The sequence below is a fragment of the Novosphingobium sp. DS6-6 genome, assembly GCF_057784975.1.
On sequence record NZ_JBYNTS010000005.1, the window covers coordinates 24,159 to 48,408 of the forward strand.

Below are 24,250 nucleotides of genomic sequence, written 5' to 3' on the forward strand. Positions count from 1 at the left end.
GCGTACCCGCCTCTTCCGGCAAGAGGCCGGTGAGGCGGCGCACATGTCAGTTCTGCGCCGGTGCCGTTGCACTGGGAGCCGGCGTTTCCGGCGCAGGCTGGCTTTCGCCGCTGTCGCGCTCACGGGCGAGGCGGGCCTGGTATTCCTTTTCCAGCTGTTCCACACGGCCCTGTTCGGCGGCCGCGTCCCTGTCGATCGTCTGCATGCGGCGCTGGCGCTCTTCCTCGATCAGCTTGCCGAACTGCACGTCGCCGCTCTGCTTCTTTTCGGCATAGGCATCCTGGATCAGGCGGGTCATGCAGCCCGTGCCCCCGCCCGAGCCGACCGGGGAGCACGAATTGATCCCGAACGCCCCGGCGGTTTCATACGCTTTCACTTTGTCCGTCCAGCTCTGGTTGGCCGGATTGTTGGGATTGTCGCGCAGGGGGGTGGGAATGCGAAAACGCTCCGCCTCGTCCTTGCGGGCGCAGACGGTGATTTCTTCGGCGGTGGAAACCGGACAGGGATCATTGCCATAGACGATCAGCTGGTTGACCCGCTCGTCACCCTGCGTCGGGCCAAGCTCGGCTGGCTGGGCTTCGGGCACCGGCGTGCGGGCCGGGGCTGCCGCGGCCGGCGTTGCGCCCAGAAACGCCGCCGGAACGAGCAGCAGGGCTGAGGCCAGCGGACGCATGAAAGTGGCAGCAAAGCGCATTTTCGGTTCTTCTCCAGCGCGGAAGGCGATCGTGGCCCCCGGGTTACCCCATCATAAGCTGGCGGGGCGGTGAATGATAGATGAAGCACCAACGCGCGCCTATCGGGAAAAGCTCCGCCAACCGGCGCGGGAAAGCCCCGAGGCGCGGGATATCCAGAGGTTGCCGTGCATCGTTCCCGTCAGATTCGTTCCGAGAGCTTGATCGCCGCGCGGCAGCCAAGGCGGATGGCGTTGAACAGCAGCGGGTAGGCCGGGGCCTGTTCCGCCCCGGCGGCCAGGGCCGCGCTATGGTGCGCGCGCTCGTCATCGCGGAACTCGCGGATCGTTTCGGCCAGCTCCGGGTCGCTGTCGCCCAGTTGCGCAAGCTGCTGGGTATAATGGTGATCGATCTCGGTTTCGATCGCCGCGGTGCAGGCCATGGCGGCCCTGGGGCCAAGCAGTGCGGTGGCAGCGCCCAGGGCAAAGCCGGCGGCGGACCATACCGGCTGCAACGCGGTAGGACGTACCCCGCGCTTTGTCAGCAGGGCATCGAAACGGGCGCAATGGCCCTGTTCCTGGCGGGCCATTTCCACGATCTCGGCCGAATCCGGGCCGCGATCGCCCATCACCGCCAGTTGCCCGGCATAGATGCGGGTGGCGCCGAATTCGCCGGCCTGGTCCACGCGGATCATCCGGGCGGTATCTGGGCGGGTCATAAGGTCAGGCTCCCTTGGGGCGGCTCTTGGCCAGCAATCCCAGGATCGCCAGCGCGGCCGGTGTCGAAAACAGGAAATTGAAACCCGCCATGCTCACTCCCAGCAGTGTCCAGGCCGGGGTGTCGCAACGCACCAGCGGCGCGCCCATGATCGCGGCCAAAGGATCGCCCTCGATGCGGGTCGAAGAGCAGGTGGTAAGGCCCTGCCACCAGTGATATTCCACCCCGGCGTGAAACGCGCCGATCAGCCCGGTGGCAAGGATGGCCAGCGCCGCCAGGGCGAGCAACGGCCGAGCGCCGGGCCGGCCGCGGCGCATTATGGCGACGGCCCCCAGGCCGATCGCGACCATATGGCCATAGCGCTGCCACCAGCACATTTCGCATGGCGGCAGGCCGAAGCCGTATTGCGCCACATAGGCGCTGCCCATTGCCACGAGCGGCACGCCCAGCGCCAGCGAAAGGGCAAGGGACAGGCGGGCATCCCGAGGCTCGATCGTGGTCATCACCGGCAACCCATGGCCTCGATCAGCGCTTGCGCAATGCCGCGAGCGCGCCAGGCGCCGTGCGCTTGAGCGTCTGCACCGCATAATGAAGCTGGAAATCGTCGATACCCTTGGCTTTCAGTTCTTCGGGCGTCATCTTGAAGCGCGGATCGTCGGCCTTGTCCTTCTCCAGATCCTTGTCTTCCTTGATTTCGTTGATCAGGTGGCGGCGCAGGTCGCTCTCGCGATAGGAACGCAGCGCCCGCTTGCGCAGATCGGGATCGGAAATCTGCGGCACGGCGATATCGGGCTCGATCCCGCCTTCCTGCACGGAACGGCCCGAGGGCGTGTAATAGCGCGCGGTGGTCAGCTTGAGCGCGGCATCCTTGCTGATCTGGATCAGCGTCTGCACGCTGCCCTTGCCGAAGCTGCGCTGGCCCATGATCAGCGCGCGGTGCTGATCCTGAAGCGCGCCGGCAACGATTTCCGAAGCAGAGGCAGAGCCTTCGTCGATCAGCACGATCATCGGCAGGCCGCGCGCAAGGTCGCCGGGGTGCGCCGAATAGATATCGTTGTCCCGCGGATCGCGGCCGCGCTGCGAAACGATCGTGCCCCTGTCGAGAAAATCGTCGGATAGGGCTACGGCCTCGTTCAGCAGGCCGCCCGGGTTGCCCCGCAGATCGAGGACGATGCCGGCCAGATTGCCGCCCAGCTGCGCGCGAATCGCCTGGACGGCCTGCGCCACTTCGCTGCCCACGTTCTCGCTGAAGCTCGACACCGAAACGACGCCGATATTGTCCTTCACTTTCCATTCCACCGGACGCAGCTTGATCACCTGGCGGGTCAGCGTGAAGTCCAGCGGCTCGTCGCGGCCGGGGCGATAGATCGTCAGCTTGATCTTGGTGCCCGGCACGCCGCGCATCTGGTCAACCGCTTCGTCAAGCGAGCCGCCATAGATCAGCTTGCCGTCGAGATGGGTGATGTAATCGCCCGCCTTCACGCCGCCCAGATCGCCCGGCGTGCCTTTTATCGGGGCGATCACTTTCACGGCGCCATCATCCAGCGTGACGGAAAGGCCAAGCCCGCCATAGGCGCCTTCGGTCTGGGTACGCAGGTTCTCGAAATCGCGCGCTTCGAGATAGGCGCTGTGCGGATCGAGCGTTGCCAGCATCCCGTCGATCGCGCCTTTGAGCAGGGTATCGTCGTTCACCGGCTCGACGTAGTTGTCCTTGATCTTGTCGTAGACCAGCGCAAGCTTTTCGAACTGCGGCCCGGTACGGGCGTCCACGGCGGCAAGGCCAGCCGTCGCCACGGGCAGAACCGCCACGGCCGTCACCAGCGCCGCGGCGCGCAGCATGGAAGCAAGCGGTTGTGCCATATTCGTGATCGAACCTTCGCTAAGAGGCGGCGCAGGCGCGCGCGATGCGCCAACCAGCGTGCTTGTATAGCCGTGCAACCCTTAATGCCAGATGGAGCGGCAGCTATTCCCCATTGGTCACTGCCCTGCCGCCCGCTGCCCCCTGTCGCGAAGCCCGACCATCAGTTGCGCAAGGCGCCCAGCGGGTTGACCGGCGCACCGTCCTTGCGCAGTTCGACGCCAATCGACGGGTTGCCGGGGGCCGCAATGCCCAGGGGGGACCCCTGCACCACGCGATCGCCCACCGCAGCATCGATCCGGCCCAGCCCGGTAACGAGCGAGGTCCATCCGCCGGGATGTTCGAGAATCACGATCTGACCATAGCCGCGATAAGACCCGGCAAACGCCACGCGCCCGGCGGCGGGCGCCACGATCTGTGCCCCCGCCATCGGCGCGATCGTCAATCCCTGCGCGGCACCGGTGGCGCCGGTCTCGCCAAAGCCGGTTACGACGCGACCGGCCACCGGCAGGATCCACGCGAGCGGCGCACTCGCCCGCAAGAGCGGATCGGCATCCTCCACCATCAGCACCGCGCCAGGCCGGTCGGGCCGTTGCACCGGGCCGGGCAGCGCGGCCAGCATCTCGCGCATCTGCCCGTCGCGGCCCAGCCGCTGCATCAGCGCAGCCAGGTCGCGTGTCTCCTCGGCCAGGGCCAGGGCCTGGTCCGCCTCGCGACTGGCAATGCCGTTGGCAGCACGGCTGGCGATCCGCTGACGGCTTTCCAGCGCGGCCAGTTGCTGGCGCCGCTCGCGCAGGCCCGACTGGCTGGCGCGCAGGCGTGCGGCTTCCGTCTCCGCCTGCGCCTGCAGCGCGCGGCCCTGGGCAATCGCGCTGCGCAAGGCCGCGGTGCGGCGGCGCACCTGTGGCACCATGGTTTCCAGCACGGCGCGCAGATAGACCGTGTCCCGCAGCGAATCGGCGCGCAACAGACTGAAAGCCAGCGGCCGCCGGGCAAAGAGCTGCAAGGCGGCAGTCAGGCGCACCACCGGTTCCTGGCGGGCGGCGATGCGCTGGCGCAGATCGGCCTGCTCCTTTTCGATCATCGCGATCCGCGCCTCGCTAAGGTGAATTTCGGCCTCGGACTGCTGGATGCGGGCAGCGATGGCAGCCGCCTGCTGCGCCGTACGGTCGGCCGCCGCCGTCGCCGCGCGGGCCTGTGCTTCAAGCTTTTCGCCCCGTGCCCGCGCATTGAGAAGTGCCGTCTGGGCCTGGCGCAGCGCGGCCACGGCTTCGCGCGTGGTCTGATAGGCCGGGGCCGGATCGGCCCCGGCAATCTGCCAGGCCGCAAGCCCGCCCAGCGGCAGGGTGGCCAAAAGCACGGATGCCGGCAGGGAAAGGCGCCTGGGCATCATCCCTCGCGGTGGTAAGGATGGCCGGCAAGAATGCTGGTGGCGCGCCATAGCTGTTCGGCCAGCATCGCACGGGCCAGCATGTGGGGCCAGGTTGCGGCACCAAAAGCGATAAGCAGGTCCGCACCATCACGCAGGGCGTCGTCATGGCCGTCGGCCGCGCCGATCAGGAAACGCGTCTCGCGCACGCCGTCGTCACGCCAGCGGCCCAGCACGCGGGCCAGTTCGGCCGAGGACAATTGCCTGCCGCGCTCGTCCATCACCACCGTGCGGCTCGGGCTCAACGCTGCCGGGGGCACAACGCCGCCACGGTCCGGCAACTCGCTCACTTTGAAACCCCAGGTCACGCGCTTGCCGTAACGATCGACCAGTTCGGCTTCGGGCGAACGGCCGATCTTTCCACGCGCGATGATGTGAAGAAGCATGGGTGTCCGGGTCGGGCTGTGGGGCGTATGCGAGGTTTGCCACTACCCCCTGGCGCACGACAGGGGAAGTGCCCGCATGTCGCCGCATGTCAGGCCGAGCCGGCGTCGCCAAAGCCCCACATGCGTTCCAGATTGTAGAAAGTGCGCACTTCCGGGCGGAACAGGTGGACGACCACGTCACCGGCATCGATCAGCACCCAGTCGGCGGCGGGCAAGCCTTCGATGCGCACATGGCCGAACCCGGCCTGCTTGATGCGCTCGGCCAGCTTCTGCGCCATGGCCGCGACCTGCCTGGTGGAGCGGCCGGAGCCGATCACCATGTAATCGGCTATCGAGCTTTTGCCTTCCAGCGGGATCGATACCACGTCCTGCGCCTGGTCATCGTCGAGCGACTGCAGGACGAGATCGAACAGACCACCGGATGTCCCGGCAGAAGGGTCCGGGACGGCGGCGCCGGCATCGGCCGGCTGGGGTTGGGCACTGGTCATCGGTTTGCGGTAAACTCCGGTTGCAAAGCGGCTGAAATCAGAACGATCGGCATATGTTTCCGATCCGGGATTGGCATCATGTTGCGCCAGGGCGCGCGGTGAGCCGGCTGAATGGTATGAAACGGGTGTGCGCGGGCAGGACTGGCAGGCAAGGGGGTCAACGCCGGCTCCTTCCGGCGGGGGCCAGCAGAATGCGGCGATGCGTAACATCGTCGCGCAGGCCGGTCACGGCCATGTGACTGGCCCAATCGGGCGCCGCCTGGCGAAAAGCCGTGGCGGAACGGAGATCGGGGTCGAAACGCAGGATCGACAGCGCGGGCACGCCCGATATCGCAACACGTCCGATCGGAATCCGTGCGGGCGGGTATTCCGGCAGGACAGGTTCTGGCAGGCTTCGGGCGATCAGATCGGCACCCCGTGCCGGCCCGGTTCCGGGCCGAAACGCGCCATCGCATTCCTGTCTGCACCGCCGGCGCCATCGGCGCAGCCACACCATGGCGGGGCTCGTCATGGCGGGGCCATCATAACCCGGACGGGCGATAACCGCAATCGGCATGATGCGGGCGATGCCGCGCCAGTCTTTCCAGCGGTGGAACTGTGCCAGATTGTCGGCCCCCATCAGCCAGACGAAGCGCCGGCGGGGATAGCGTCGCACCAGCACACGCAAGGTATCGACGGTGAAGCGGGTGCCCAGGTCGCGCTCGATCGCACTGACGCGGATCGGTGCGCGGCGGGCCTGGCGGCGGGCGGAGGCCATCCGCACGGGCAGCGGTGCCATGCCGGCGGCGGGCTTTAGCACGTTGCCCGGGGAAACCAGCCACCATATCTCGTCGAGCCCCAGCGCCGCGCGCGCAAAAAGACTGACCCGGCGGTGACCGCCGTGTGCCGGGTTGAAGCTGCCGCCCAGAAGGCCGGTCAGCCGGGGAGCGCCGCGTGTCAGGGGCGAACCTGTCCGCTGCCGTGCACCAGCCACTTGTAGGTCGTCAGGCCTTCGAGCGCGACCGGGCCGCGCGCGTGCAGGCGCCCGGTGGCGATGCCGATTTCCGCGCCCAGGCCGAATTCGCCGCCATCGGCAAACTGGCTGGAGGCATTGTGCATGACGATGGCGCTGTCCACTTCGGCCAGGAAGCGCGCGGCGGCATCGGCGTCGGCCGTGATGATCGCATCCGTGTGGCGCGAAGAATGACGGGCGATATGGGCAAGCGCGGCATCGAGGCCGTCGACCACCGCCACCGAAAGCACCGCGTCGAGATATTCGGTATCCCAATCGTTGTCGGCCGCAGGCACGATGCGCGGATCGATCGCGCGGGCGCGGGCATCGCCGCGCACTTCGCATCCCGCCGCGATCAACGGGCCGACGAGCGCTGCGGCGGCCGGATAGGTCGCGTCGATCAACAGGGTTTCCATCGCCCCGCAAATGCCGGTACGGCGCATCTTGGCGTTGAGCGCGACGGCCTGCGCCATCGCCGGATCGGCAGCGGCATGCACGAAAGTGTGGCAGATGCCGTCAAGGTGCGCCAGCACGGGCACGCGGGCATCGGCCTGGACCCTGGCCACCAGGCTCTTGCCGCCGCGTGGAACGATCATGTCGATAAGGCCCGCTGCCGTCAGCATCGCGCCGACGGCGCCGCGATCCTGCGTGGGTATCAGTTGCACCGCGTGCGCGGGCACGCCGCCTTCCACCAGGCCAGCCACCAGCGCGGCATGGATCGCACGATTGGAATGCACGGCTTCGCTGCCGCCGCGCAGCAGCGCGGCATTGCCCGAACGCACGCACAGCGCGGCGGCGTCGGCCGTCACGTTGGGGCGGCTTTCATAGATGATGCCGATCAGCCCGATCGGCACGCGCACGCGGCGCAGCACGAGGCCGTTGGGGCGGGTGCTGCGGTCGATTTCCTGCCCGACCGGGTCTGCCAGGCTGGCCACCTGTTCCACGGCATCGGCCATTGCGGCAACGCGTCCTTCGTCCAGCCGGAGCCGGTCGAGCAGGGCCGGCGTGAGGCCGCGCGTGGCACCATTGGCCATATCGATGGCATTGGCGGCCAGGATGTCGGCCGCGCTGCGGCGCAGCGCGGCCGCCGCGAGCTTGAGCGCCGCTTCCTTGGCCGGTGCCGGCATAAGTCCTAGCCGGGTCTGCGCCGCACGGCCGGCCTCGGCCAGGCGCTGAACCAGCGGTTCGGGCGCGAGCATGGCAGTGGACTCGGGGGCGATCTGCTGTGGCTGGGTCGACATGGTGGCCGCGGCTTATCATCGGCGGGCTGTGCTGTCACGGGCGCACATGGCCTTCCGGGCAATTCATCGCGCGTGACGCACGCTCTGCCTTGCCTGACCGGGGCCGGATTCGACTCTGTTTCCCTCGGCCGATAAGCGCGGCGCGCCGGGGGGCGTTTTCTGGGGTCGTCATTTTCGTTATCGTGTTCCGGGGATATTCCAACATCGTGCCAGGTGCCAGATCAGAACGCTTGCGCGTGGCGCGGGCATGGCTTGCCGCCATGCCGCTGCGCTTGCGCGCCTGGTTTCCGGACCGCGAGTTTTTCATGCGTGCCAACGGGCAGGTGCGCTTCATCCGTCTATCCGGGCGCCTGCAGATGCGGGTTGCCGCCACACTGGCACTGGCCGCGATGGTGTGGCTGGGAACGATCACCGCGATCGTGGCCGGCCAGTTTCTCGGCGCGCGCCAGGCTGCAGTTCTTCAGGCGCGCGAACTGGCGGCCGCGCAGGCAGAGCGCCGGATGACCCGTACCCGGCAGGGGATCGATGGTACGCTGCAAGACCTCGAGCGGCGACAGAACCTGATCGAAACGCTGGTCAAGGGCCAGCTTGGCGATCTTCCCCCCGACGATCTCACCCCCCATGATCCATCCCCGGCCGATCCGCCCGCCCCGGCACCGGGTCTGGCCGGAAAACCGCTTTCCCGCAATGCCCCGGCTGTGCGCCTCGATCATCTGGCGGCGCGCCAGGCGGCGTTCGTGGCAACGCTAACCCGCTATGCCGATAGCCGCGCTGCGAGGGCGGAAACCGCCATTCGCCGCGTTGGCCTCAATCCCGCGCAAGTCGCGCCGCTGCGCGCCGCCGCAGGCCGCGGCGCCATGGGCGGGCCGTTGATCGCGCTGGGGCGCGGGGATGCCGCGCTGGCCCGGCTGGGGCAGAGCATGGCCCGCCTGGCAGCGCTGGAGCAGGGCGTCGCGCGCCTGCCCCATGCCCTGCCGGCCAGCGCCGATTTCATATCGAGCGGGTTCGGCTATCGCGCCGATCCTTTCACCGGGGGTGGCGCGTTTCACCCCGGGCTGGATTTCAAGGGGCCAGTCGGTGCGCCGATCTATGCCGCCGCGCAAGGGGTGGTCCGCTATGCCGGCCCGCGCGCGGGCTATGGCCTGTGCGTGGAAGTGGATCACGGTCAGGGCCTCGTCACGCGCTATGCCCATATGTCGCGGATCGAGGCCCGCATCGGCCAGCGCGTGGCGCCGGGAACGGCGATTGGCCGGATCGGCAGCACGGGCCGGTCCACCGGCCCGCACCTGCATTTCGAAGTGCGCATGGCCGATCGCCCGGTCGATCCGCGTCCGTTTCTGGAGACTTTGCCCAATGTTTTCAAGGAAAGCAGCCGCGATGAGCGCTGATCGGACCATGGCCCCGGCGGCCACCACTTTTTCCGTGCTGGGCGCCGACCTTGTCATGCAGGGCGATCTGACGGCCACAGCCGATCTGCACGTCGACGGGCGGATCGAGGGCGACGTGAACTGTGCCACGCTGGTCCAGGGGGAAGGCAGTCACATCGCCGGCGCGATTACGGCGCGCGGCGCCCGCCTGGCGGGGGCGGTCGAAGGCACGGTGAACGTGGCCGACCTGGTGATCTGCAAGACTGCCCGCATCCTTGGCGACGTGGCGTATGACACGCTGACGATCGAACAGGGGGCCAGGGTCGAAGGCCGGTTTTCGCCGCGCGGGGCAAGTGCGGCGGCGGCCGTGCCCGAAAGCCTGATCGCGGTGCGCACGACGGCCTGAGCCTTCAGGTCCTTGACGTTGGGCGCAGGGAACCGGCGGAATACCTAGCGAAACAGCGCAACGATATCGCCCAGCCGGCGTGTCAGGGCCGGCTGGGCATCGGGCGGGGCCTTGCCCAGGCGTACCACCACCAGCCTGCGGCCTGGCGATACCAGCACGGCCTGGCCGCCTTCGCCCAGTGCGGCCGCCAGATCGCGCGGGCCGCGCTGCGGGAACAGGCGCGCCTCTTCGCTGGTGGGTTCGCGGTTGAGCCACAGGCCTGCGCCGAACTGCACCTCGCGCCGCGAAGGGCGGACCATGAAATCGACCCACTGCCGGGGCACCAGCTGCGCGCCGCGAACGGCGCCGCGATTGCGCAGGAATTCCCCCAGGCGGGCATAATCGCGCGCGGTGGCGTCGATCATCGCGCCGTTCATCGTGCCGTGCCGATCGTAGGACGGCACGATGCCGCGGATCTGCGCCGGTTCGAACAGCCGGGTGCGCAGGTATTCGGCCACGGCGCGGCGCCGCGCCTCGGCATCGCCCCCCGGGGCCAGCACCCGTGCGGCAAGATCGGCCAGAATGATCCCGCTGGCCGCATCGTCCCGGAAACGGGCGCCCGGTTCGGCCGCCAGCGGCTGATTCTCGGCGGCGGCGGCCATGTCGTCGCGCCCCGCGCCGAACAGCATGCGCGCCTCGTCCTGCGCGCCGCCGCGCAAGCCGGAGCGCATCTGCAGAAGATGGCGCAGGGTGATTTCCCCGCGCGGATCGCCCGGGCGCTGCCAGGCCGGCACCGGGGCGGTTTCGTTCAGGCGCAGCCGCCCGTCGGAAACCAGCATGCCGATCATCACCGCGGTAACGGCCCGGGCGATGCCGCCGCCGGCAAAGCGGGTGTTCTCGTGATATCCCTGGCCATAGCGTTCGGCCACGATGCGCCCGGCACGCATGACGATTACCGCGCGGGTTTCTCCCGGCACGGTATCGGCAGCGTCGTTTTGCCCATCGGCGGGAAACAGCGCGTCCACCGCGCGGGCCAGCGCTTCGCGGCTGACCCCGGGATCGCTGACGACGGCGGCCAGGGCCTGCGCGGAAAGGGGGCGTTGCACGCTTGGCGCGGGCGAGCAGGCGAACAAGGCTGGCGCCAGCGTCAAGGGCGCGATATGGGCGAGCCATCGGCGGGCACGGAACATGCGGAATGGCGGGGCGCTTTGCATCACAGACCCGGTCTTTCCACCAGATCGACGGCACATGGCAACCAGCAAGGCTTCTTCTTCCCCCGATGATCCGCGCCTTTCCGGCATGACCCCGGGCGCCGCCGACCCGCCGGGCCAGCCCCTTCGTCAGCCTCGGCGCCGGGCGTTGCGCCGACGGTGGCTTGTCGTCATGGGGATCGGGGGGCTGGGCCTTGCCGGCGTGCTGGTCTGGCATCCGGCCCGGGACGATGCGCGCATCGCTGCCGCGCGCGCCGCGCGCATTGCCTGCTCGTGCCGCTTCGTGGGCGGCCGGGCTTTGGGCGATTGCGAAAAGGACCTGCCCGAAACGCGGTTTCCGGTGTCGCTGGCCGAGGATGCAGCCGCGCGCAGCGTAACGGCCAGGATGCCATTGCGCGCGGCGCAGACGGCCACCTATCGCGAAGGCTGGGGTTGCCAGTTGCAGGCCTGGCGGGACTGACCGCGGGTTATCCGGCCAGCGGCTCGGCCGGTTCGGTCCCGTCGATCCAGCCTCCGCCGATCACCCGCTCTCCGGCATAGAGCACTGCTGCCTGGCCAGGCGCCACGCCATATTCCGGCGCGGCAAAACACAGACGCGTGGCGGCGCCGTCTCCGAACGGACCGTCGAGCGTGACGGGCACGGGGCGCGCCAGCGAACGCACTTTGGCGGTCAGCGGCGTGCCGTCGGCCGGCAAAGGGCCGATGCGGTTGGTTTCGAGCAGCCGCGCGGCGGCCACCCCCAGCAGGCGGCGCGGGCCGACAAGGACCCGGGCGCTTTCCGCATCGAGGCCGACGACATAGAGCGGTTCGGGCTGGCCGCCAATTTCCAGCCCCCGCCGCTGGCCCACCGTATAGTGGATCACGCCCTGATGCTGGCCCAGAACCTCTCCGCTCCGGACATGGACGATCGTGCCCGGACGCGCGCCTTCGGGCCGCACGCTGCGTACGATCCGTGCGTAGTCGCCATCGGGCACGAAGCAGATGTCCTGGCTATCGGGCTTGGCGGCGACCGCGAGGCCCATGGCCTGGGCCAGCGCGCGGACCTGCGGCTTGGGTAGGCTGCCCAGCGGAAAACGCAGGAATTCGAGCTGTTCCGGCGTCGTGCCGTAAAGAAAATAGCTCTGATCGCGCGCCGGATCGGCGGCACGGTGCAACTGCGCCCCCGTGGCGTGGGCCACGCGCCGGACATAGTGGCCCGTCGCCAGGCAATCGGCGCCCAGTTCGCGCGCCATGGCCAGAAGATCGGTGAATTTCGGCCCCATGTTGCAGCGGATGCAGGGGATCGGCGTGCGTCCCGCCAGATAATCGTCGGCAAAGCGTTCGACCACCTCTTCGCGAAAGCGTGATTCGTGATCGAAGACATAGTGGGCAATGCCCAGCCGGTCGGCCACGGCCCGCGCATCGCGGATGTCGTCGCCGGCGCAGCAGGCCCCCTTGCGCCCGGTGGCGGCGCCATAATCATAGAGCTGCAGCGTGATGCCGATGACTTCCGCACCTGTCGCAGCAGCAAGGCCGGCCACCACCGAACTGTCTACCCCGCCCGACATCGCCACCACGATACGCCGCGCCCTGGCCGGCGTGGGCAGGTCGAACAGGGCGAGCGGATCGGCCAGATCGCCGAAATCGGGCGGCGTCCGGGCGATGTCGGAAGAAGGATTGCAATGCGCCATGTCCGGCCCATAGGCGCTTTTGCCACTGGTTTCAGCGCAAAAATCGCCCCTGTGGCCCAGCTGACCCCGGCGAATGGCTAATTTTTTGTAAATGGGTGTTTTACACTCCTTTATCCATATGGGGTCTATGCCCCGTCCATGGACCTGGGTTTCGACGATCCGCGCGGCCTTGCCGGGGCTGAATCGGCTGTGCCGCTGCGCAAGCTGCACTGGGCCGAACTCTGCGCCCGGCTGGAAGCGGCGCAGGACCTGCGCCGCCTGGCGCGGGAGACGGCGCGCATCCCCCGCAACGGCACGGGCGTCGGCAGCTTTCATCCAGCAGCTGCCTGGATGTTTCAGGCGGAGATGTTTCAGGCCGGAATGTCTCAGCCGGATACGTCGCACCGAGGGTTTTTCGAGACGAGGGGAGAACACCTAATCGATCGTGAATATCTCGTTAACCCAACCTCTTCAGCGAATGGCAAAATGGAGGAAAGCACAACGGCGATGAAGCCGACAAGGCCGTCTCCCCTGCCGAAAGGCGCGCTTAACCGACGAGAAGAGCCATGATCGAAAATCAGAAAATCAGGCCGGCGCAGGTTATCGGCCCCTTGGGTGAACCCCTCACGCTGGACAGCCTGCCTCCTGCCAACACCACGCGCTGGGTCGTGCGGCGCAAAGCCGAAGTGGTTGCTGCCGTCAATGGCGGCTTGCTGACTATCGACGAAGCTTGCGAACGTTATGGCCTCACGCTCGAAGAGTTCGCCTCGTGGCAGCGCGCGGTGGATCGCTCGGGCATGCAGGGCCTGCGGGTCACGCGTATCCAGCACTATCGCGACCTTTACGAGCGCCAGCTCAAGTATTGACGCGCGCCTGTCTGCCGGCCGGCAGCAGGCTTGACATCGGCATCCACGGTGCGGCCGTCCGGGGCAACCCGGGCGGCCGTTTTTATTGCCCGCCGGGGCGGCGGCTTTTGCGTTGGAACGTCGTTTATCGAGCTTTGATTGCAACTGGTCGTGGCGGCGGCTAAAAGCCGGCTAAATACTGGCAAGGCAAGGATGCCTGGCTGCGTATCGGCAGGGCGACCGCGCCCGGCGCCACCGGCTGCCGGCTTGAATCGCGTTGAAAAAATACAGGACGCGCGCCGATGCGCAGAGCATTGGCGGGCGGCATCGAATTTATGGCCCGGGCCATGCGACGCCTTAGCGGCGGCACATGGCAACCTGGCTTGGGAGGCTATTCTGCTGGACAAGACGCAAGACACGAGCAGCCTTGCCGACGAAACGCCGGCCACCGGGGGCAAGCGGCTGCGCACCTTTGCCATCGGCGCGGGGGTTGTCGTGCTGCTGGCGTTGGCATGGTGGTTCATGCACCGTGGCAGTGCCGAAGCGCCCGCCGCCGATGCGCAGGCCCAGGCGCCGACCGTGACGGTAATCGCTCCGGGGCAGCAGACGGTGGACGCCGTGGTGGTGGCAAGCGGCGTGATCGCGGCCAAGCGCGAGATGCCGGTGGGCATTGCCGGCGAAGGTGGCCGCGTGGTGAGCGTGCTGGTCGATGCGGGAACCTGGGTGCGCGCCGGCCAGGTCCTGGCCGTGGTCGATCGCTCCGTTCAGGTGCAGCAGGTCGCCAGCCAGGCCGCCGGCGTGGAAGTGCAGCAAGCCAATGCCCGCATTGCCCAGAACAATCTCGATCGCGCGCTCAAGCTCGTGGCCAAGGGGTTCATTTCGAAAGCCGATATCGACCAGCTGACGGCGACCCGCGATGCCGCCGTGGCGCAGGTGCGCGTGGCGCGCGCCACGCTGGGCCAGTTGCGCGCGAATACGGCGCGGCTCGACATTCTGGCGCCGGCGGACGGCCTGGTGCTGACGCGCGGCGTGGAGCCTGGCCAGATCGTCAGTTCGGGCAGCGGCACGCTGTTCCGCGTGGCCAAGGACGGCGAGCTGGAAATGCAGGCACGCCTGGCCGAGGTTGACCTGGCGCGCCTGCGCGTGGGCGTGACCGCCGTGGTCACCCCAGTGGGCACGACCCAGAGCTTCCAGGGATCGGTGTGGCAGGTGGCCCCGACCATCGACGCCACCACGCGCGAGGGTATCGCGCGCATTGCACTGCGTTATGACCCGGCCTTGCGCCCGGGTGGCTTTGCCAGCGCCACTATCCGCAGCGGCGTGACCACCGCGCCCGTGCTGCCGGAAACCGCGATTCTGAGCGATCCGTCGGGCAGTTACGTCTTCGTGGTCGATGATGCGGGCAAAGTGTTGCGCCGCGCGGTGAAGATCGGCAACGTCACAGCGCAGGGCATCGTCGTGCGCGAAGGGCTGACCGGCAACGAACGCGTGGTGCTGCGCGCCGGCGGTTTCCTTAATCCCGGCGATACCGTGCGGCCCGTGCCGGCCGCCTCTTCGGCGCCGGCCCGCTGATGCCGGCACGGGGACGATCATGAACTTCCGCAATCTTTCGGCCTGGTCGATCCGCAACCCGGTCGTTCCCATCGTGATGTTCCTGGGGCTGACGTTGGCCGGGCTGGTATCCTTCATGATGATGAAGGTGCAGAACCAGCCCGACATCGAGTTTCCGATGGTGATCGTGACGATCAGCCAGCCCGGCGCCGCGCCGACAGAGATTGAGACGCAGATCACCCAGCGGGTGGAATCGGCGGTACGCACGATTGCCGGGGTCGACACGATCACGTCCGTCGCTTCGGAAGGCTCGAGCGAGACGCAGGTGCAGTTCAAGATCGGCACCGAAATCTATGGCGCCGTGGCCGAAGTGAAGAACGCGGTGGACCAGGTGCGCGGCGATCTGCCCGACGGCATTCAGGAACCGCAGGTCGTCAAGGCCCAGACATCGTCCGATCCCATCGCCTATTGGGCGGTATCGGCCGACGACATGACCATCGAACAGCTTTCTTGGTTCGTCGACGATACGATCGCCAAGCGCCTGCTGGCGGTGCCCGGCATGGCCGAGGTGCACCGCGCCGGCGGTGTCACGCGCGAAATCGCCGTCACGCTCGATCCCATGCGGATGAAATCGTATGGCGTGACGGCAACGCAGGTCAACAATGCGCTGCGCCAGGTCAATCTCAATGCCGCGGGGGGCAAGGCCGAAGTGGCCGGCGCCCGCCAGTCGGTGCGCGTGCTGGGCAATGCCCATTCCGCATTCGAACTGGGGCAGACGCAGATTTCGCTCGCGGCCGGCCGGGTGGTTCGCCTGTCCGACGTGGCCGATGTGCGCGACAGTTTCAGCGAGATCACCTCGATCGCCAAATTCAACGGCAAGCCGGTTGTTACGTTCAGCATAGCCCGCGCGCGCGGGGAATCCGACGTCAGCGTCTATGACGAGACGGTCAAGGAACTGGACCGGATTTCTGCCGAGCAGGGCCACAAGATCCGCTTCACGCGGCTGTTCACCAGCGTGAACTATACCAAGCAGCAGTACCATTCCTCGATGTCGTCGATGATCGAAGGCGCGGTGCTGGCCGTGATCGTGGTCTTCTTTTTCCTGCGCGACTGGCGGGCCACGTTCGTTTCGGCCCTTGCCATCCCGCTTTCGGCCATTCCCACCTTTGCCGTGATGCACCTTATGGGCTTCACGCTCAACACGCTCTCGCTGCTCGCGCTGGGGCTGGTCGCCGGCGTGCTGGTCGACGATGCGATCGTGGAGATCGAAAACATCGTGCGGCACATTCGCATGGGCAAGACACCCTACCAGGCGGCGATCGATGCGGCGGACGAAATCGGCCTGGCGGTGGTGGCCACGACGTTCTCGATCGTGGCGGTGTTCCTGCCCGTGGGCCTGATGCCGGGCATTTCGGGACAGTTCTTCAAGAATTTCGGCCTGACGGTGGTGGTTGCCGTACTGTTCTCGCTGCTGGTCGCACGGATGATCACGCCGATGATCGCGGCCTATTTCCTCAAGCGGGATCAGCGCGAGATCCCCCATGGCGAAGGGCCGTGGATGGATCGCTACATGGCGGTGCTGCGCTGGTCGTTGGATACCAGCCACGCTGCCGCCTATCGCGCGCTCCACCCGCGCCGCCGGGTGCGGGCGCGGCTGCGCGATCACCGGTTGTGGATGATGGGCATCGGGGCGCTGGCGCTGGCGCTGACAGGCGTCATGTTCATGGTTCTGCCCACGCAGTTCTTCCCCGATACCGACAGCGATTATTCGCAGATCAACGTGGAAATGGTGCCCGGAACCACGATCGATCAGACCGCGGCCAAGCTGGACGAGGTCTATGCCCTGATCCGCAACGAGCCGGAAATCGAAGTTGCGCTCGAACGCATTTCCGAAGGCAACGGCCGCATCATCATCACGTTGCGCAAGGAACGGGCGCGCACCAGCCTGCAGTTCGAGCGGGAACTGACACCGCGCCTGCAGCAGATCGCCGATGCCCGCGTGACGTTCCAGAACCAGAACGGCGGCGGCGGCGGCGGATCGGGCCGTCCGATCAGCGTCATGCTTTCGGGGTCCGATCCTGAACTGCTGCAAAGCACCGCACAGACCCTGGTGCAGCAGATGAGCACACTGCACGAGGTGGTGGCCCCGCGCATCAGCGCCGATTTGCGCCGCCCGGAAATCATCATCACCCCGCATCTCGATCTGGCCGCGTCATTGGGCGTGACGACCCAGGCGCTGAGCCAGACGATCCGCATCGCCACCCAGGGCGAAATCGACATGAACAGCGCCAAGTTCTCGCTGTCCGACCGCCAGGTGCCGATCCGCGTCAAGCTGCCGATGGATTCGCGGCGCGACCTTTCGACGATCGAGAATCTGCCGGTGCAGACGTCCAACGGCAATTCGGTACCCCTGGCGCGCGTGGCCAGCATCGGTTTCGGCTCGGGCCCGACGACCATCCAGCGCTATAATCAGAATCACCGCATCTTCGTGGGTGCCGATCTGCCGCCGGGGGTGGTGAAAGGCACGGCGATGGAGGCCATCGACAAGCTGCCGATCATGAAGAACCTGCCGGCCGGGGTGTCCAATGCGGCCGCGGGCGAAGATCGCTGGCAGCAGGAAATGATCGGCAATTTCTTCATCGCGCTGGCCACCGGTGTCCTGCTGGTATTCTCGGTGCTGGTACTGCTCTATCACCGCTTCGTTTCTCCCCTGGTCAATATGGGATCGCTGTTCCTGGCCCCGCTGGGCGGGTTGCTGCTGCTGGGCCTGGTGGGCCAGGCGCTAAGCCTGCCGGTGTTCATCGGCGTGCTGATGCTGTTCGGCATCGTGGCCAAGAACTCGATCCTGCTGATCGACTTTGCCATCGAGGAAATGTCCAACGGCAGGAACAAGTTCGAGGCCGTGATCGAAGCGGGGCACAAGCGCGCCCAGCCGATCATCATGACCACGGTGGCGATGATCGCCGGCATGGTGCCCACCGCCGTTTCGCTGGGCGGTGACGCCGGCTGGCGCGCGCCGATGGGCACGGTCGTGATCGGCGGGCTGACCTTGTCCACCCTGCTCACTCTGCTGATCGTGCCGGCCGGGTTCAGCCTGGCCGACGGCCTCGAAAAGCGGCTTGGCCCGTGGCTGGCGCGGCGCCTGCTGACCAGCGAGCCGACCCAGCCCGGGAACCCCGGCCAGCATGAGGCATTCCCGGCGGAGTGACTGTCGCTCCCCGTCGCCTGGCTCGCCGCGCAAGGCCCCTGTTTCCGCCTGTTGACCGGGCACGCTCCACGCGCCTGGTGGCAACGGGCCTGCTTGTCGCCATGGCGGGGCTGTTCGTGCTGGCCCGCGCCATGCTGGCCGCGTCGGGCGGCGCGCCGATATGGGGCTATCTGCGTGCCTTTGCCGAAGCGGCGATGGTGGGCGGCCTGGCCGATTGGTTTGCCGTTACCGCGCTGTTCCGCCATCCGCTCGGCCTGCCGATCCCGCACACTGCGATCATTCCGGAAAACAAGGATCGCATTGCCGATTCGCTGGCCGGGTTTCTCCAGTCCAATTTCCTCACCCCCCAGGTGGTGGCGCGGCGCATGGCGGGCCTCGACGTCGCGGGTGCCGCCGGTGCCTTTCTCGCCACCCCCCGCGTCGCCGACACGCCCGGCGTGGAACGGGGGCGCCTGGCCGCGGGCGCTGCCAGCCTTGCCGCCGACATTCTGGAATCGCTCGATCGGGAACAGCTTGGCGGCATGGCCAAGGCGGCGCTGCGCCAGCAGATCGAACGGATCGACCTGGCCCCGCTGCTGGGCCGGATGCTTCATGCCATGATCGCCGATGGCCGGCATCTGCCGCTGATCGAAGCGCTGCTTGCCAGGACGGCACAGACTCTGGAAGCCAACGAGACCCTGCTGCGCAGCCTGATCCATGATCGGGCCAATGCCCTGGTGCGTCTGGTCAAGCTTGATGAACGACTGGCCAACACCATTCTCGACGGCATCTACAAGCTGCTGGCCGAAGCTGTCGTTCACCCCGAGCATCCCCTGCGCATGAAAATCGTCGAAGGGCTCGAGGCGTTGGCCCACGATCTGGTTCACGATCCGGCCATGCACGCCCGGGTCGATGCGATGAAGGCGGAAATCCTTGCCAATCCGGCTTTCACCGATTGGCTTGACGCCTTGTGGGAACGCACGCGCGGCGGCCTGCTCGCGGCAGTGCGCGGCGGCGGGGGCGGTCCGCATTCGGGCCAGATGGGCGTGGCCCTTGCCGATCTGGGGCGTGCGCTGCAAACCGATGCGCGCCTGGCGTTGCTGGTCAACCGCTTTGCCCGGCGCACGCTGGTGGGCATCGCCAGCCGTTATGGCGGGCAGATCGTGCGGCTGGTATCCGAAACGATCCGCCGCTGGGATGCCCGCACCGTCACGGCACGGATCGAGAGCGCGGTAGGACGCGATCTGCAGTTCATCCGCATCAACGGCACGCTGGTGGGTGGCCTCGTCGGGCTGATGCTCCATGCGCTGGACCGCGCCTTTTGACCCGGCTTTCGACATTGGCCTTCGGCACTGGTCTTCGATATGGGCCTGCGATACGGGGCGCGGCGATGGTTGCGCTTTGTTTCCCCTTGGGGTGGACCCTAGGGGTTTTCTCGACAGGGCAGGGCAAGGGGTGTAAGGCACAAGCATGACCGCGATACCGGCAACGCCCCTGCTCGACACTGTCGATACCCCTGCCGACCTGCGCAAACTGGCCCCCGGGCAACTGCGTCAGCTTGCCGACGAACTGCGTGCCGAGATGATTTCGGCCGTGGGGCAAACGGGCGGGCATCTGGGTTCGGGCCTCGGCGTGGTGGAACTGACCACCGCGATCCATTACGTGTTCGATACTCCGCGGGACCGGCTGGTGTGGGACGTGGGCCATCAGGCCTATCCCCACAAGATCCTGACCGGGCGGCGCAGCCGCATCCGCACGCTGCGTCAGGCGGGCGGGCTATCGGGCTTCACCAAGCGCAGCGAAAGCGAATACGATCCGTTCGGCGCGGCGCACAGTTCCACGTCGATTTCCGCCGCGCTGGGCTTTGCCGTCGCCAACAAGCTGGCCGGAAAGCCGGGCAAGGCGATCGCGGTGATCGGCGATGGCGCGCTGAGCGCGGGCATGGCCTACGAAGCGATGAACAACGCCGAGGCGGCAGGCAACCGCCTGATCGTGATCCTGAATGACAACGACATGTCGATCGCCCCGCCGGTCGGCGGCCTTTCCGGCTATCTCGCGCGGCTGGTATCCTCGCGCCCGTTCCTGGAACTGCGCGAGATCGCCCGGCGCCTGTCGCGCAAATTGCCGCGCCCGCTGCACCAGGCGGCCCGTAAAACCGACGAGTTCGCGCGCGGCATGGCCATGGGCGGTACGCTGTTCGAGGAACTGGGTTTCTATTACGTGGGGCCCATCGATGGGCACAATCTGGACCAGTTGATCCCGGTTCTGGAAAATGTGCGCGATGCCGCAGAAGGGCCGTGCCTGATCCACGTGGTGACGCAGAAGGGCAAGGGCTATGCGCCGGCCGAAGCGGCCGCCGACAAGTATCACGGCGTGCAGAAATTCGACGTCATCACCGGCGAGCAGGTGAAAAGCGCGGGCGGGCCGCCCAGCTACACCGGCGTTTTCGCCCAGGCCTTGATGGCAGAGGCACAGGCCGATCCCGCGATTTGCGCGATCACCGCCGCCATGCCTTCGGGCACCGGGCTCGACAAGTTTGCCAAGGCCTTTCCCGATCGCACGTTCGACGTGGGCATTGCCGAACAGCATGCCGTCACTTTTGCCGCCGGCCTTGCCGCGCAGGGGATGCGGCCGTTCTGCGCGATCTATTCCACGTTCCTGCAACGCGCCTATGACCAGGTGGTGCACGATGTGGCGATCCAGAACCTGCCGGTGCGCTTTGCCATCGACCGGGCGGGGTTGGTGGGGGCCGATGGCGCCACCCACGCCGGCTCGTTCGACGTGACCTATCTTGCCAGCCTGCCCAACATGGTGGTCATGGCCGCGGCCGACGAAGCGGAACTGGTGCATATGGTGCACACTGCCGCGTGCCACGACAGCGGCCCCATCGCTTTTCGCTATCCGCGCGGCAACGGCACGGGCGTGGCTCTGCCTGCGGTTCCGCAGGTGCTGGAGATCGGCAAGGGCCGCCTGGTGCGCGAAGGCAGCAAAGTGGCGATCCTCTCGCTCGGTACGCGCCTTGCCGAAGCGCTCAAGGCGGCAGACCAGCTCGATGCGCGCGGGTTGCCCACGACGGTTGCCGATCTGCGCTTTGCCAAGCCGTTGGACGACGATCTCATCCGCCGCCTGATCACCACGCACGATGTCGTCGTCACGATCGAGGAAGGGGCCATCGGGGGCCTGGGTGCACACGTGTTGACGATGGCCAGCGACGAGGGGCTTACCGATGCGGGCCTGAAAATCCGCACGATGCGCCTGCCCGACGTTTTCCAGGATCACGACTCACCCGAACGACAGTATGACGAAGCCGGCCTAAGTGCGCCGCATATCGTCGAAACCGTCCTCAAGGCTCTGCGCCACAACAGCGCGGGCATTCAGGAAGCGCGCGCCTGAGTTGGTGCGGCCAGGCTGGTGCGGTCGGATTGAGGTAAGGGCGGATTATGGTACGGGCGGATTATGGTGCGGGCGGCCGGACTTGAACCGGCACGGGCAAAGCCCGACGGATTTTAAGTCCGTTGCGTCTGACCAGTTTCGCCACGCCCGCACGAATGCCTGCGCTATAAAAGCCCCGCACCGGCACGCCAAGAGAAGATATCGCAATTAACGGCTTCCGGTGCGGCGGTTTGCGCGGTGCACCTTGAACGGCAGGCAGCGCTGTTCGCCATGGCAAAGCGCTGCCTGCCTCCCCCTGTAGCAGCGCAGCCTTGCCCCCATGGCCGCGCCACCGGTAGATCATTCAGCCCGGTATATCATCAGGCCGTCATTCCGCGTTGAGCCGGATCCTTATTTCCTTGCCCGGCTTGAAGTAGGGCACGCGCTTGCCGGGCACATCGACGGATTCCCCGGTGCGCGGATTGCGGCCCTTGCGTGCTTCGCGCTCGCGCGTGGAAAAAGCGCCAAAGCCGCGCAGTTCCACGCGACCGCCATCAGCCAGACGGCCGGCAATCTCGTCGAAGAATACATCGACGACGCGCTCGATTTCCTCGGCGCGAAGCCCCGGGCAATCCTTGACCAAGGCTTGCAGCAGTTCGGAACGTATCATTTCACTCCCCCAATATCGGTGCCCCCCGGCACCGCACGAGTCCCTGTTTGCACCTTGAGACCCCCGTCACGGCGCAATCGCCTTGTGCCAGACGTCGGACAAGTGTTCAACTTATCAAAGGTTGATAAAATGCCGCTAAAATGCGCCGGAATTGAGGCATTGTTGCAGATTAAGACAAAAAAGGGCGGCATGCTTGGGGCGGCGCACGCCCGGCTGCCTTCTCGTGGATTGCAGCCGGGAAACAGACGCCGGCCTTGCAAAGCGGCGCGGCCGTAAATTGCGTCTTTCCAAAGTGCGCAATGCCGCTAGTTTCCGCCGAAACTTGAACGGCCGGCTTGCCGGGCGCGTTTCCTTACGGAGCGGATCTAGAATGACAGTGGCGAGCACGCCCCCTTCGCAATCCCCGTCGCCGGCGGCCCATGGCGATACCGCCTGGTTCGGCCACCCGCGCCAGTTGGCCCGCCTGTTCACCACCGAGATGTGGGAACGCTTTGGCTTTTACGGCATGCGGGCCTTGCTCACGCTCTATCTCACCAAGCATTTCCTGTTCAGTGACAGCAAGACCAACGGCCTTTACGGAGGCTTTACGTCGCTCGTCTATCTCACGCCGCTGGTCGGCGGGCTGATCGCCGACCGGGTGCTCGGCTCGAAGCGATCGGTCAAATATGGCGCGATCCTGATGTCGCTGGGCTATTTCGTGCTGTGCTTCGGGGGAGAGACCGCGCGGCCGCATGCCGAGATCGCCGGCCAGCGTTACGTGGTGCTGGCCGAAAACACCGTGGATCGCCCCACCGCCACGGGCCAGGAAAAGCGCTATGTCGTCATCGACGGCGCGCGGTTGCAAATCCGGGGCAACGAGGATGGCAGCGTGGCGCTGCTCGCGCCCGACGGACAGGTGGCACGCACGGTGCCTGGCGACCAGTTCGTGACTGGCGGCACGCGGTCGTCGGTCTATGTCCTGCTCATGCTGCTGGGATTGTCGCTGGTGGCCGTGGGCAACGGCTTTTTCAAACCCAACCTGGCCACCGTGGTGGGCGAACTCTATGCCCCGGGCGATCGGCGACGTGACGCCGGCTTCACGATTTTCTACATGGGGATCAACCTGGGTTCGCTGTTTTCCCAGATCCTCTGCCCCTGGCTGGCCGATGCCGTTGGCTGGTGGGCCGGCTTTGCACTGGCGGCGATCGGCATGGCCGTGGCGTGGATGCTGATCCAGTTCGATGGCGGGCGCCTGGCCGGCTATGGAGAGCCGCCGCCGCGCAGCGGGCGCGATCTCGCGCCGTTCATCTATATCGGTGGCGTGGTTGCCGTGGGGGCGGCGATCCTGCTGTTCCAGAACGTCCTCGATGCGCAGCCGGTTGCCGCAGGGTCCAGTCTTGCCTCTTACGTCCTGGCGCTGCCGCTGCTGGGCAAAATCCTGTTTTCCAGCTTCCTGATCGGCGTGCCGGCGATCCTGGTCTATTCCTGGCGCGCCGGCAACCGCGCGGAATTCGAAATGATGGTGGCGGCCATGGTGCTGGTAACGTTCAACACCGTGTTCTGGACCTTGTTCGAACAGGCCGGATCGTCGCTGACTCTGTTCGCCGATCGCAACACCGATCTGTCGTTTTTCGGCCTGTTCAGCATTTCGGCCGGGCAGACCCAGTTCTTCAACGCCCTGTTCATCGTCGTTCTGGCGCCGCTGATGACGATCGTGTGGACCAGGCTGGCCGCCCGCGGGCTGGAACCATCGATACCGGTCAAGTTCGGCGTGGCCCTGGCGGGCGTGGGCGCCGGTTTCCTGTTCCTGGTCTGGGGCACGCGCTTTGCCGGCGCGGATTTCAAGGTTTCGGTGTGGTGGCTGATCGGGCTTTACCTGATCCATTCGGTGGCGGAACTGTGCATTTCGCCCGTGGGCATGAGCATGATCACCAAGCTGTCGCTGGCGCGCATCGTGGGGATGATGATGGGCGTGTGGTACCTGTCGATCGCCATGGCCCAATATGTCGGCGGAATTGTCGCGCAGGTGGCAAGCGTCAAGACCGTGGGGGGAGAGGTGACCAACCTGAAACTGAGCCTGGATACTTATACCGCCGTGTTCGACGTAATCGGCTGGTTTGCACTGGGTATCGGCATACTTCTTCTGCTGCTGGCCGGAATCTTGCGCAAGCTGATGCATGGCGTTCGTTGATCCACAACATAACTTTGGTTAGTACGCATGCGTGATTGTCCCGAAAAGACGCAAACTCATGT

The 24,250-nt window shown here is 66.7% G+C and carries 22 protein-coding genes and 1 tRNA gene; 10 read left to right on the top strand and 13 right to left on the bottom strand.

Features of this window, described 5'->3' with window-relative positions; genetic code table 11:
- Nucleotides 1-46: 46 nt before the first annotated feature.
- The 9 genes from AC3EDY_RS07430 to AC3EDY_RS07470 form a co-directional block, all read right to left on the bottom strand.
- Nucleotides 47-673: a hypothetical protein gene (locus AC3EDY_RS07430; RefSeq protein WP_488571853.1), complete on the bottom strand. Its 627-nt coding sequence runs from the start codon at nt 671-673 to the stop codon at nt 47-49.
- A gap of 200 nt (nt 674-873) precedes the next feature.
- Nucleotides 874-1,389, bottom strand: a complete 516-nt coding sequence (locus AC3EDY_RS07435) for a demethoxyubiquinone hydroxylase family protein (protein ID WP_488571854.1) — start codon at nt 1,387-1,389, stop codon at nt 874-876.
- Nucleotides 1,390-1,393: 4 nt separating this feature from the next.
- Entirely contained in the window at nt 1,394-1,891 is a 498-nt protein-coding gene (locus AC3EDY_RS07440) for a disulfide bond formation protein B (RefSeq protein WP_488571855.1), read from the bottom strand.
- A gap of 22 nt (nt 1,892-1,913) precedes the next feature.
- Nucleotides 1,914-3,248, bottom strand: coding sequence for a S41 family peptidase (locus tag AC3EDY_RS07445; RefSeq protein WP_488571856.1), 1,335 nt, complete (start codon nt 3,246-3,248; stop codon nt 1,914-1,916).
- Between the two features lie 161 nt (nt 3,249-3,409).
- Nucleotides 3,410-4,606: a murein hydrolase activator EnvC family protein gene (locus AC3EDY_RS07450; protein WP_488571857.1), complete on the bottom strand. Its 1,197-nt coding sequence runs from the start codon at nt 4,604-4,606 to the stop codon at nt 3,410-3,412.
- A gap of 29 nt (nt 4,607-4,635) precedes the next feature.
- Nucleotides 4,636-5,061, bottom strand: coding sequence for a 23S rRNA (pseudouridine(1915)-N(3))-methyltransferase RlmH (locus AC3EDY_RS07455; protein WP_488571858.1), 426 nt, complete (start codon nt 5,059-5,061; stop codon nt 4,636-4,638).
- A gap of 89 nt (nt 5,062-5,150) precedes the next feature.
- Nucleotides 5,151-5,549 carry a ribosome silencing factor gene (gene rsfS, locus AC3EDY_RS07460; protein WP_488571859.1) on the bottom strand — a complete coding sequence of 133 codons (399 nt, stop codon included), beginning with the start codon at nt 5,547-5,549 and terminating at the stop codon, nt 5,151-5,153.
- A 157-nt stretch (nt 5,550-5,706) separates the two neighbouring features.
- A complete protein-coding gene (locus AC3EDY_RS07465; protein ID WP_488571860.1) occupies nt 5,707-6,522 on the bottom strand; it encodes a nicotinate-nucleotide adenylyltransferase in 816 nt (271 codons plus the stop codon).
- Nucleotides 6,486-7,781 carry a glutamate-5-semialdehyde dehydrogenase gene (locus tag AC3EDY_RS07470; RefSeq protein ID WP_488571861.1) on the bottom strand — a complete coding sequence of 432 codons (1,296 nt, stop codon included), beginning with the start codon at nt 7,779-7,781 and terminating at the stop codon, nt 6,486-6,488. Before AC3EDY_RS07470 ends, AC3EDY_RS07465 begins: the two co-directional genes overlap by 37 nt.
- A 236-nt stretch (nt 7,782-8,017) precedes the next feature.
- Between AC3EDY_RS07470 and AC3EDY_RS07475 the strand changes: the two genes are divergently transcribed.
- Entirely contained in the window at nt 8,018-9,169 is a 1,152-nt protein-coding gene (locus AC3EDY_RS07475) for a M23 family metallopeptidase (protein ID WP_488572101.1), read from the top strand.
- Nucleotides 9,159-9,554: a bactofilin family protein gene (locus AC3EDY_RS07480; RefSeq protein WP_488571862.1), complete on the top strand. Its 396-nt coding sequence runs from the start codon at nt 9,159-9,161 to the stop codon at nt 9,552-9,554. Before AC3EDY_RS07475 ends, AC3EDY_RS07480 begins: the two co-directional genes overlap by 11 nt.
- A 44-nt stretch (nt 9,555-9,598) precedes the next feature.
- Here AC3EDY_RS07480 and AC3EDY_RS07485 read toward each other — a convergent pair whose 3' ends face one another.
- The gene (locus AC3EDY_RS07485) at nt 9,599-10,723 is read right to left on the bottom strand and encodes a serine hydrolase domain-containing protein (RefSeq protein WP_488571863.1); all 1,125 of its coding nucleotides are present in this window, start codon (nt 10,721-10,723) and stop codon (nt 9,599-9,601) included.
- A gap of 58 nt (nt 10,724-10,781) precedes the next feature.
- Between AC3EDY_RS07485 and AC3EDY_RS07490 the strand changes: the two genes are divergently transcribed.
- A complete protein-coding gene (locus AC3EDY_RS07490; RefSeq protein WP_488571864.1) occupies nt 10,782-11,204 on the top strand; it encodes a hypothetical protein in 423 nt (140 codons plus the stop codon).
- A 7-nt stretch (nt 11,205-11,211) separates the two neighbouring features.
- On the opposite strand, the gene mnmA is transcribed toward AC3EDY_RS07490, so the two are convergent.
- Nucleotides 11,212-12,414 carry a tRNA 2-thiouridine(34) synthase MnmA gene (gene mnmA, locus AC3EDY_RS07495; RefSeq protein ID WP_488571865.1) on the bottom strand — a complete coding sequence of 401 codons (1,203 nt, stop codon included), beginning with the start codon at nt 12,412-12,414 and terminating at the stop codon, nt 11,212-11,214.
- A gap of 138 nt (nt 12,415-12,552) precedes the next feature.
- Between mnmA and AC3EDY_RS07500 the strand changes: the two genes are divergently transcribed.
- From AC3EDY_RS07500 to dxs, 6 genes are all read left to right on the top strand, one after another.
- The gene (locus tag AC3EDY_RS07500) at nt 12,553-12,963 is read left to right on the top strand and encodes a hypothetical protein (RefSeq protein ID WP_488571866.1); all 411 of its coding nucleotides are present in this window, start codon (nt 12,553-12,555) and stop codon (nt 12,961-12,963) included.
- Complete coding sequence (gene sciP / locus AC3EDY_RS07505; protein ID WP_110764137.1) at nt 12,960-13,259, top strand: CtrA inhibitor SciP; 300 nt, start codon at nt 12,960-12,962, stop codon at nt 13,257-13,259. The genes AC3EDY_RS07500 and sciP overlap by 4 nt, the downstream gene beginning before the upstream one ends.
- Before the next feature lie 474 nt (nt 13,260-13,733).
- Nucleotides 13,734-14,810: an efflux RND transporter periplasmic adaptor subunit gene (locus AC3EDY_RS07510; RefSeq protein WP_488571867.1), complete on the top strand. Its 1,077-nt coding sequence runs from the start codon at nt 13,734-13,736 to the stop codon at nt 14,808-14,810.
- Between the two features lie 19 nt (nt 14,811-14,829).
- Nucleotides 14,830-17,997, top strand: a complete 3,168-nt coding sequence (locus tag AC3EDY_RS07515; protein ID WP_488571868.1) for an efflux RND transporter permease subunit — start codon at nt 14,830-14,832, stop codon at nt 17,995-17,997.
- A gap of 101 nt (nt 17,998-18,098) precedes the next feature.
- Complete coding sequence (locus AC3EDY_RS07520; protein ID WP_488572102.1) at nt 18,099-19,301, top strand: DUF445 domain-containing protein; 1,203 nt, start codon at nt 18,099-18,101, stop codon at nt 19,299-19,301.
- 145 nt (nt 19,302-19,446) lie between these two features.
- Nucleotides 19,447-21,369: a 1-deoxy-D-xylulose-5-phosphate synthase gene (gene dxs, locus AC3EDY_RS07525; protein WP_488571869.1), complete on the top strand. Its 1,923-nt coding sequence runs from the start codon at nt 19,447-19,449 to the stop codon at nt 21,367-21,369.
- 64 nt (nt 21,370-21,433) lie between these two features.
- Here the strand turns inward: dxs and AC3EDY_RS07530 are convergent.
- Both AC3EDY_RS07530 and AC3EDY_RS07535 read right to left on the bottom strand, forming a co-directional pair.
- Nucleotides 21,434-21,520: transfer RNA gene (locus AC3EDY_RS07530), tRNA-Leu, on the bottom strand.
- A gap of 216 nt (nt 21,521-21,736) precedes the next feature.
- The gene (locus AC3EDY_RS07535; protein ID WP_488571870.1) at nt 21,737-22,018 is read right to left on the bottom strand and encodes an integration host factor subunit beta; all 282 of its coding nucleotides are present in this window, start codon (nt 22,016-22,018) and stop codon (nt 21,737-21,739) included.
- A 370-nt stretch (nt 22,019-22,388) separates the two neighbouring features.
- On the opposite strand from AC3EDY_RS07535, the gene AC3EDY_RS07540 reads away from it, so the two are divergent.
- Nucleotides 22,389-24,188, top strand: coding sequence for a peptide MFS transporter (locus tag AC3EDY_RS07540; RefSeq protein WP_488571871.1), 1,800 nt, complete (start codon nt 22,389-22,391; stop codon nt 24,186-24,188).
- Nucleotides 24,189-24,250 lie beyond the last annotated feature (62 nt).

Bases quoted from the DNA above. Each gene is read 5' to 3' on its own strand.
- AC3EDY_RS07430 (WP_488571853.1), bottom strand. From the start codon at position 673: ATGCGTCCGCTGGCCTCAGCCCTGCTGCTCGTTCCGGCGGCGTTTCTG.
- AC3EDY_RS07435 (WP_488571854.1), bottom strand. From the start codon at position 1,389: ATGACCCGCCCAGATACCGCCCGGATGATCCGCGTGGACCAGGCCGGC.
- AC3EDY_RS07440 (WP_488571855.1), bottom strand. From the start codon at position 1,891: ATGACCACGATCGAGCCTCGGGATGCCCGCCTGTCCCTTGCCCTTTCG.
- AC3EDY_RS07445 (WP_488571856.1), bottom strand. From the start codon at position 3,248: ATGGCACAACCGCTTGCTTCCATGCTGCGCGCCGCGGCGCTGGTGACG.
- AC3EDY_RS07455 (WP_488571858.1), bottom strand. From the start codon at position 5,061: ATGCTTCTTCACATCATCGCGCGTGGAAAGATCGGCCGTTCGCCCGAA.
- rsfS (WP_488571859.1), bottom strand. From the start codon at position 5,549: ATGACCAGTGCCCAACCCCAGCCGGCCGATGCCGGCGCCGCCGTCCCG.
- AC3EDY_RS07470 (WP_488571861.1), bottom strand. From the start codon at position 7,781: ATGTCGACCCAGCCACAGCAGATCGCCCCCGAGTCCACTGCCATGCTC.
- AC3EDY_RS07480 (WP_488571862.1), top strand. From the start codon at position 9,159: ATGAGCGCTGATCGGACCATGGCCCCGGCGGCCACCACTTTTTCCGTG.
- AC3EDY_RS07485 (WP_488571863.1), bottom strand. From the start codon at position 10,723: ATGTTCCGTGCCCGCCGATGGCTCGCCCATATCGCGCCCTTGACGCTG.
- AC3EDY_RS07490 (WP_488571864.1), top strand. From the start codon at position 10,782: ATGGCAACCAGCAAGGCTTCTTCTTCCCCCGATGATCCGCGCCTTTCC.
- mnmA (WP_488571865.1), bottom strand. From the start codon at position 12,414: ATGGCGCATTGCAATCCTTCTTCCGACATCGCCCGGACGCCGCCCGAT.
- AC3EDY_RS07500 (WP_488571866.1), top strand. From the start codon at position 12,553: ATGGACCTGGGTTTCGACGATCCGCGCGGCCTTGCCGGGGCTGAATCG.
- sciP (WP_110764137.1), top strand. From the start codon at position 12,960: ATGATCGAAAATCAGAAAATCAGGCCGGCGCAGGTTATCGGCCCCTTG.
- AC3EDY_RS07515 (WP_488571868.1), top strand. From the start codon at position 14,830: ATGAACTTCCGCAATCTTTCGGCCTGGTCGATCCGCAACCCGGTCGTT.
- AC3EDY_RS07520 (WP_488572102.1), top strand. From the start codon at position 18,099: ATGGCGGGGCTGTTCGTGCTGGCCCGCGCCATGCTGGCCGCGTCGGGC.
- dxs (WP_488571869.1), top strand. From the start codon at position 19,447: ATGACCGCGATACCGGCAACGCCCCTGCTCGACACTGTCGATACCCCT.
- AC3EDY_RS07535 (WP_488571870.1), bottom strand. From the start codon at position 22,018: ATGATACGTTCCGAACTGCTGCAAGCCTTGGTCAAGGATTGCCCGGGG.
- AC3EDY_RS07540 (WP_488571871.1), top strand. From the start codon at position 22,389: ATGACAGTGGCGAGCACGCCCCCTTCGCAATCCCCGTCGCCGGCGGCC.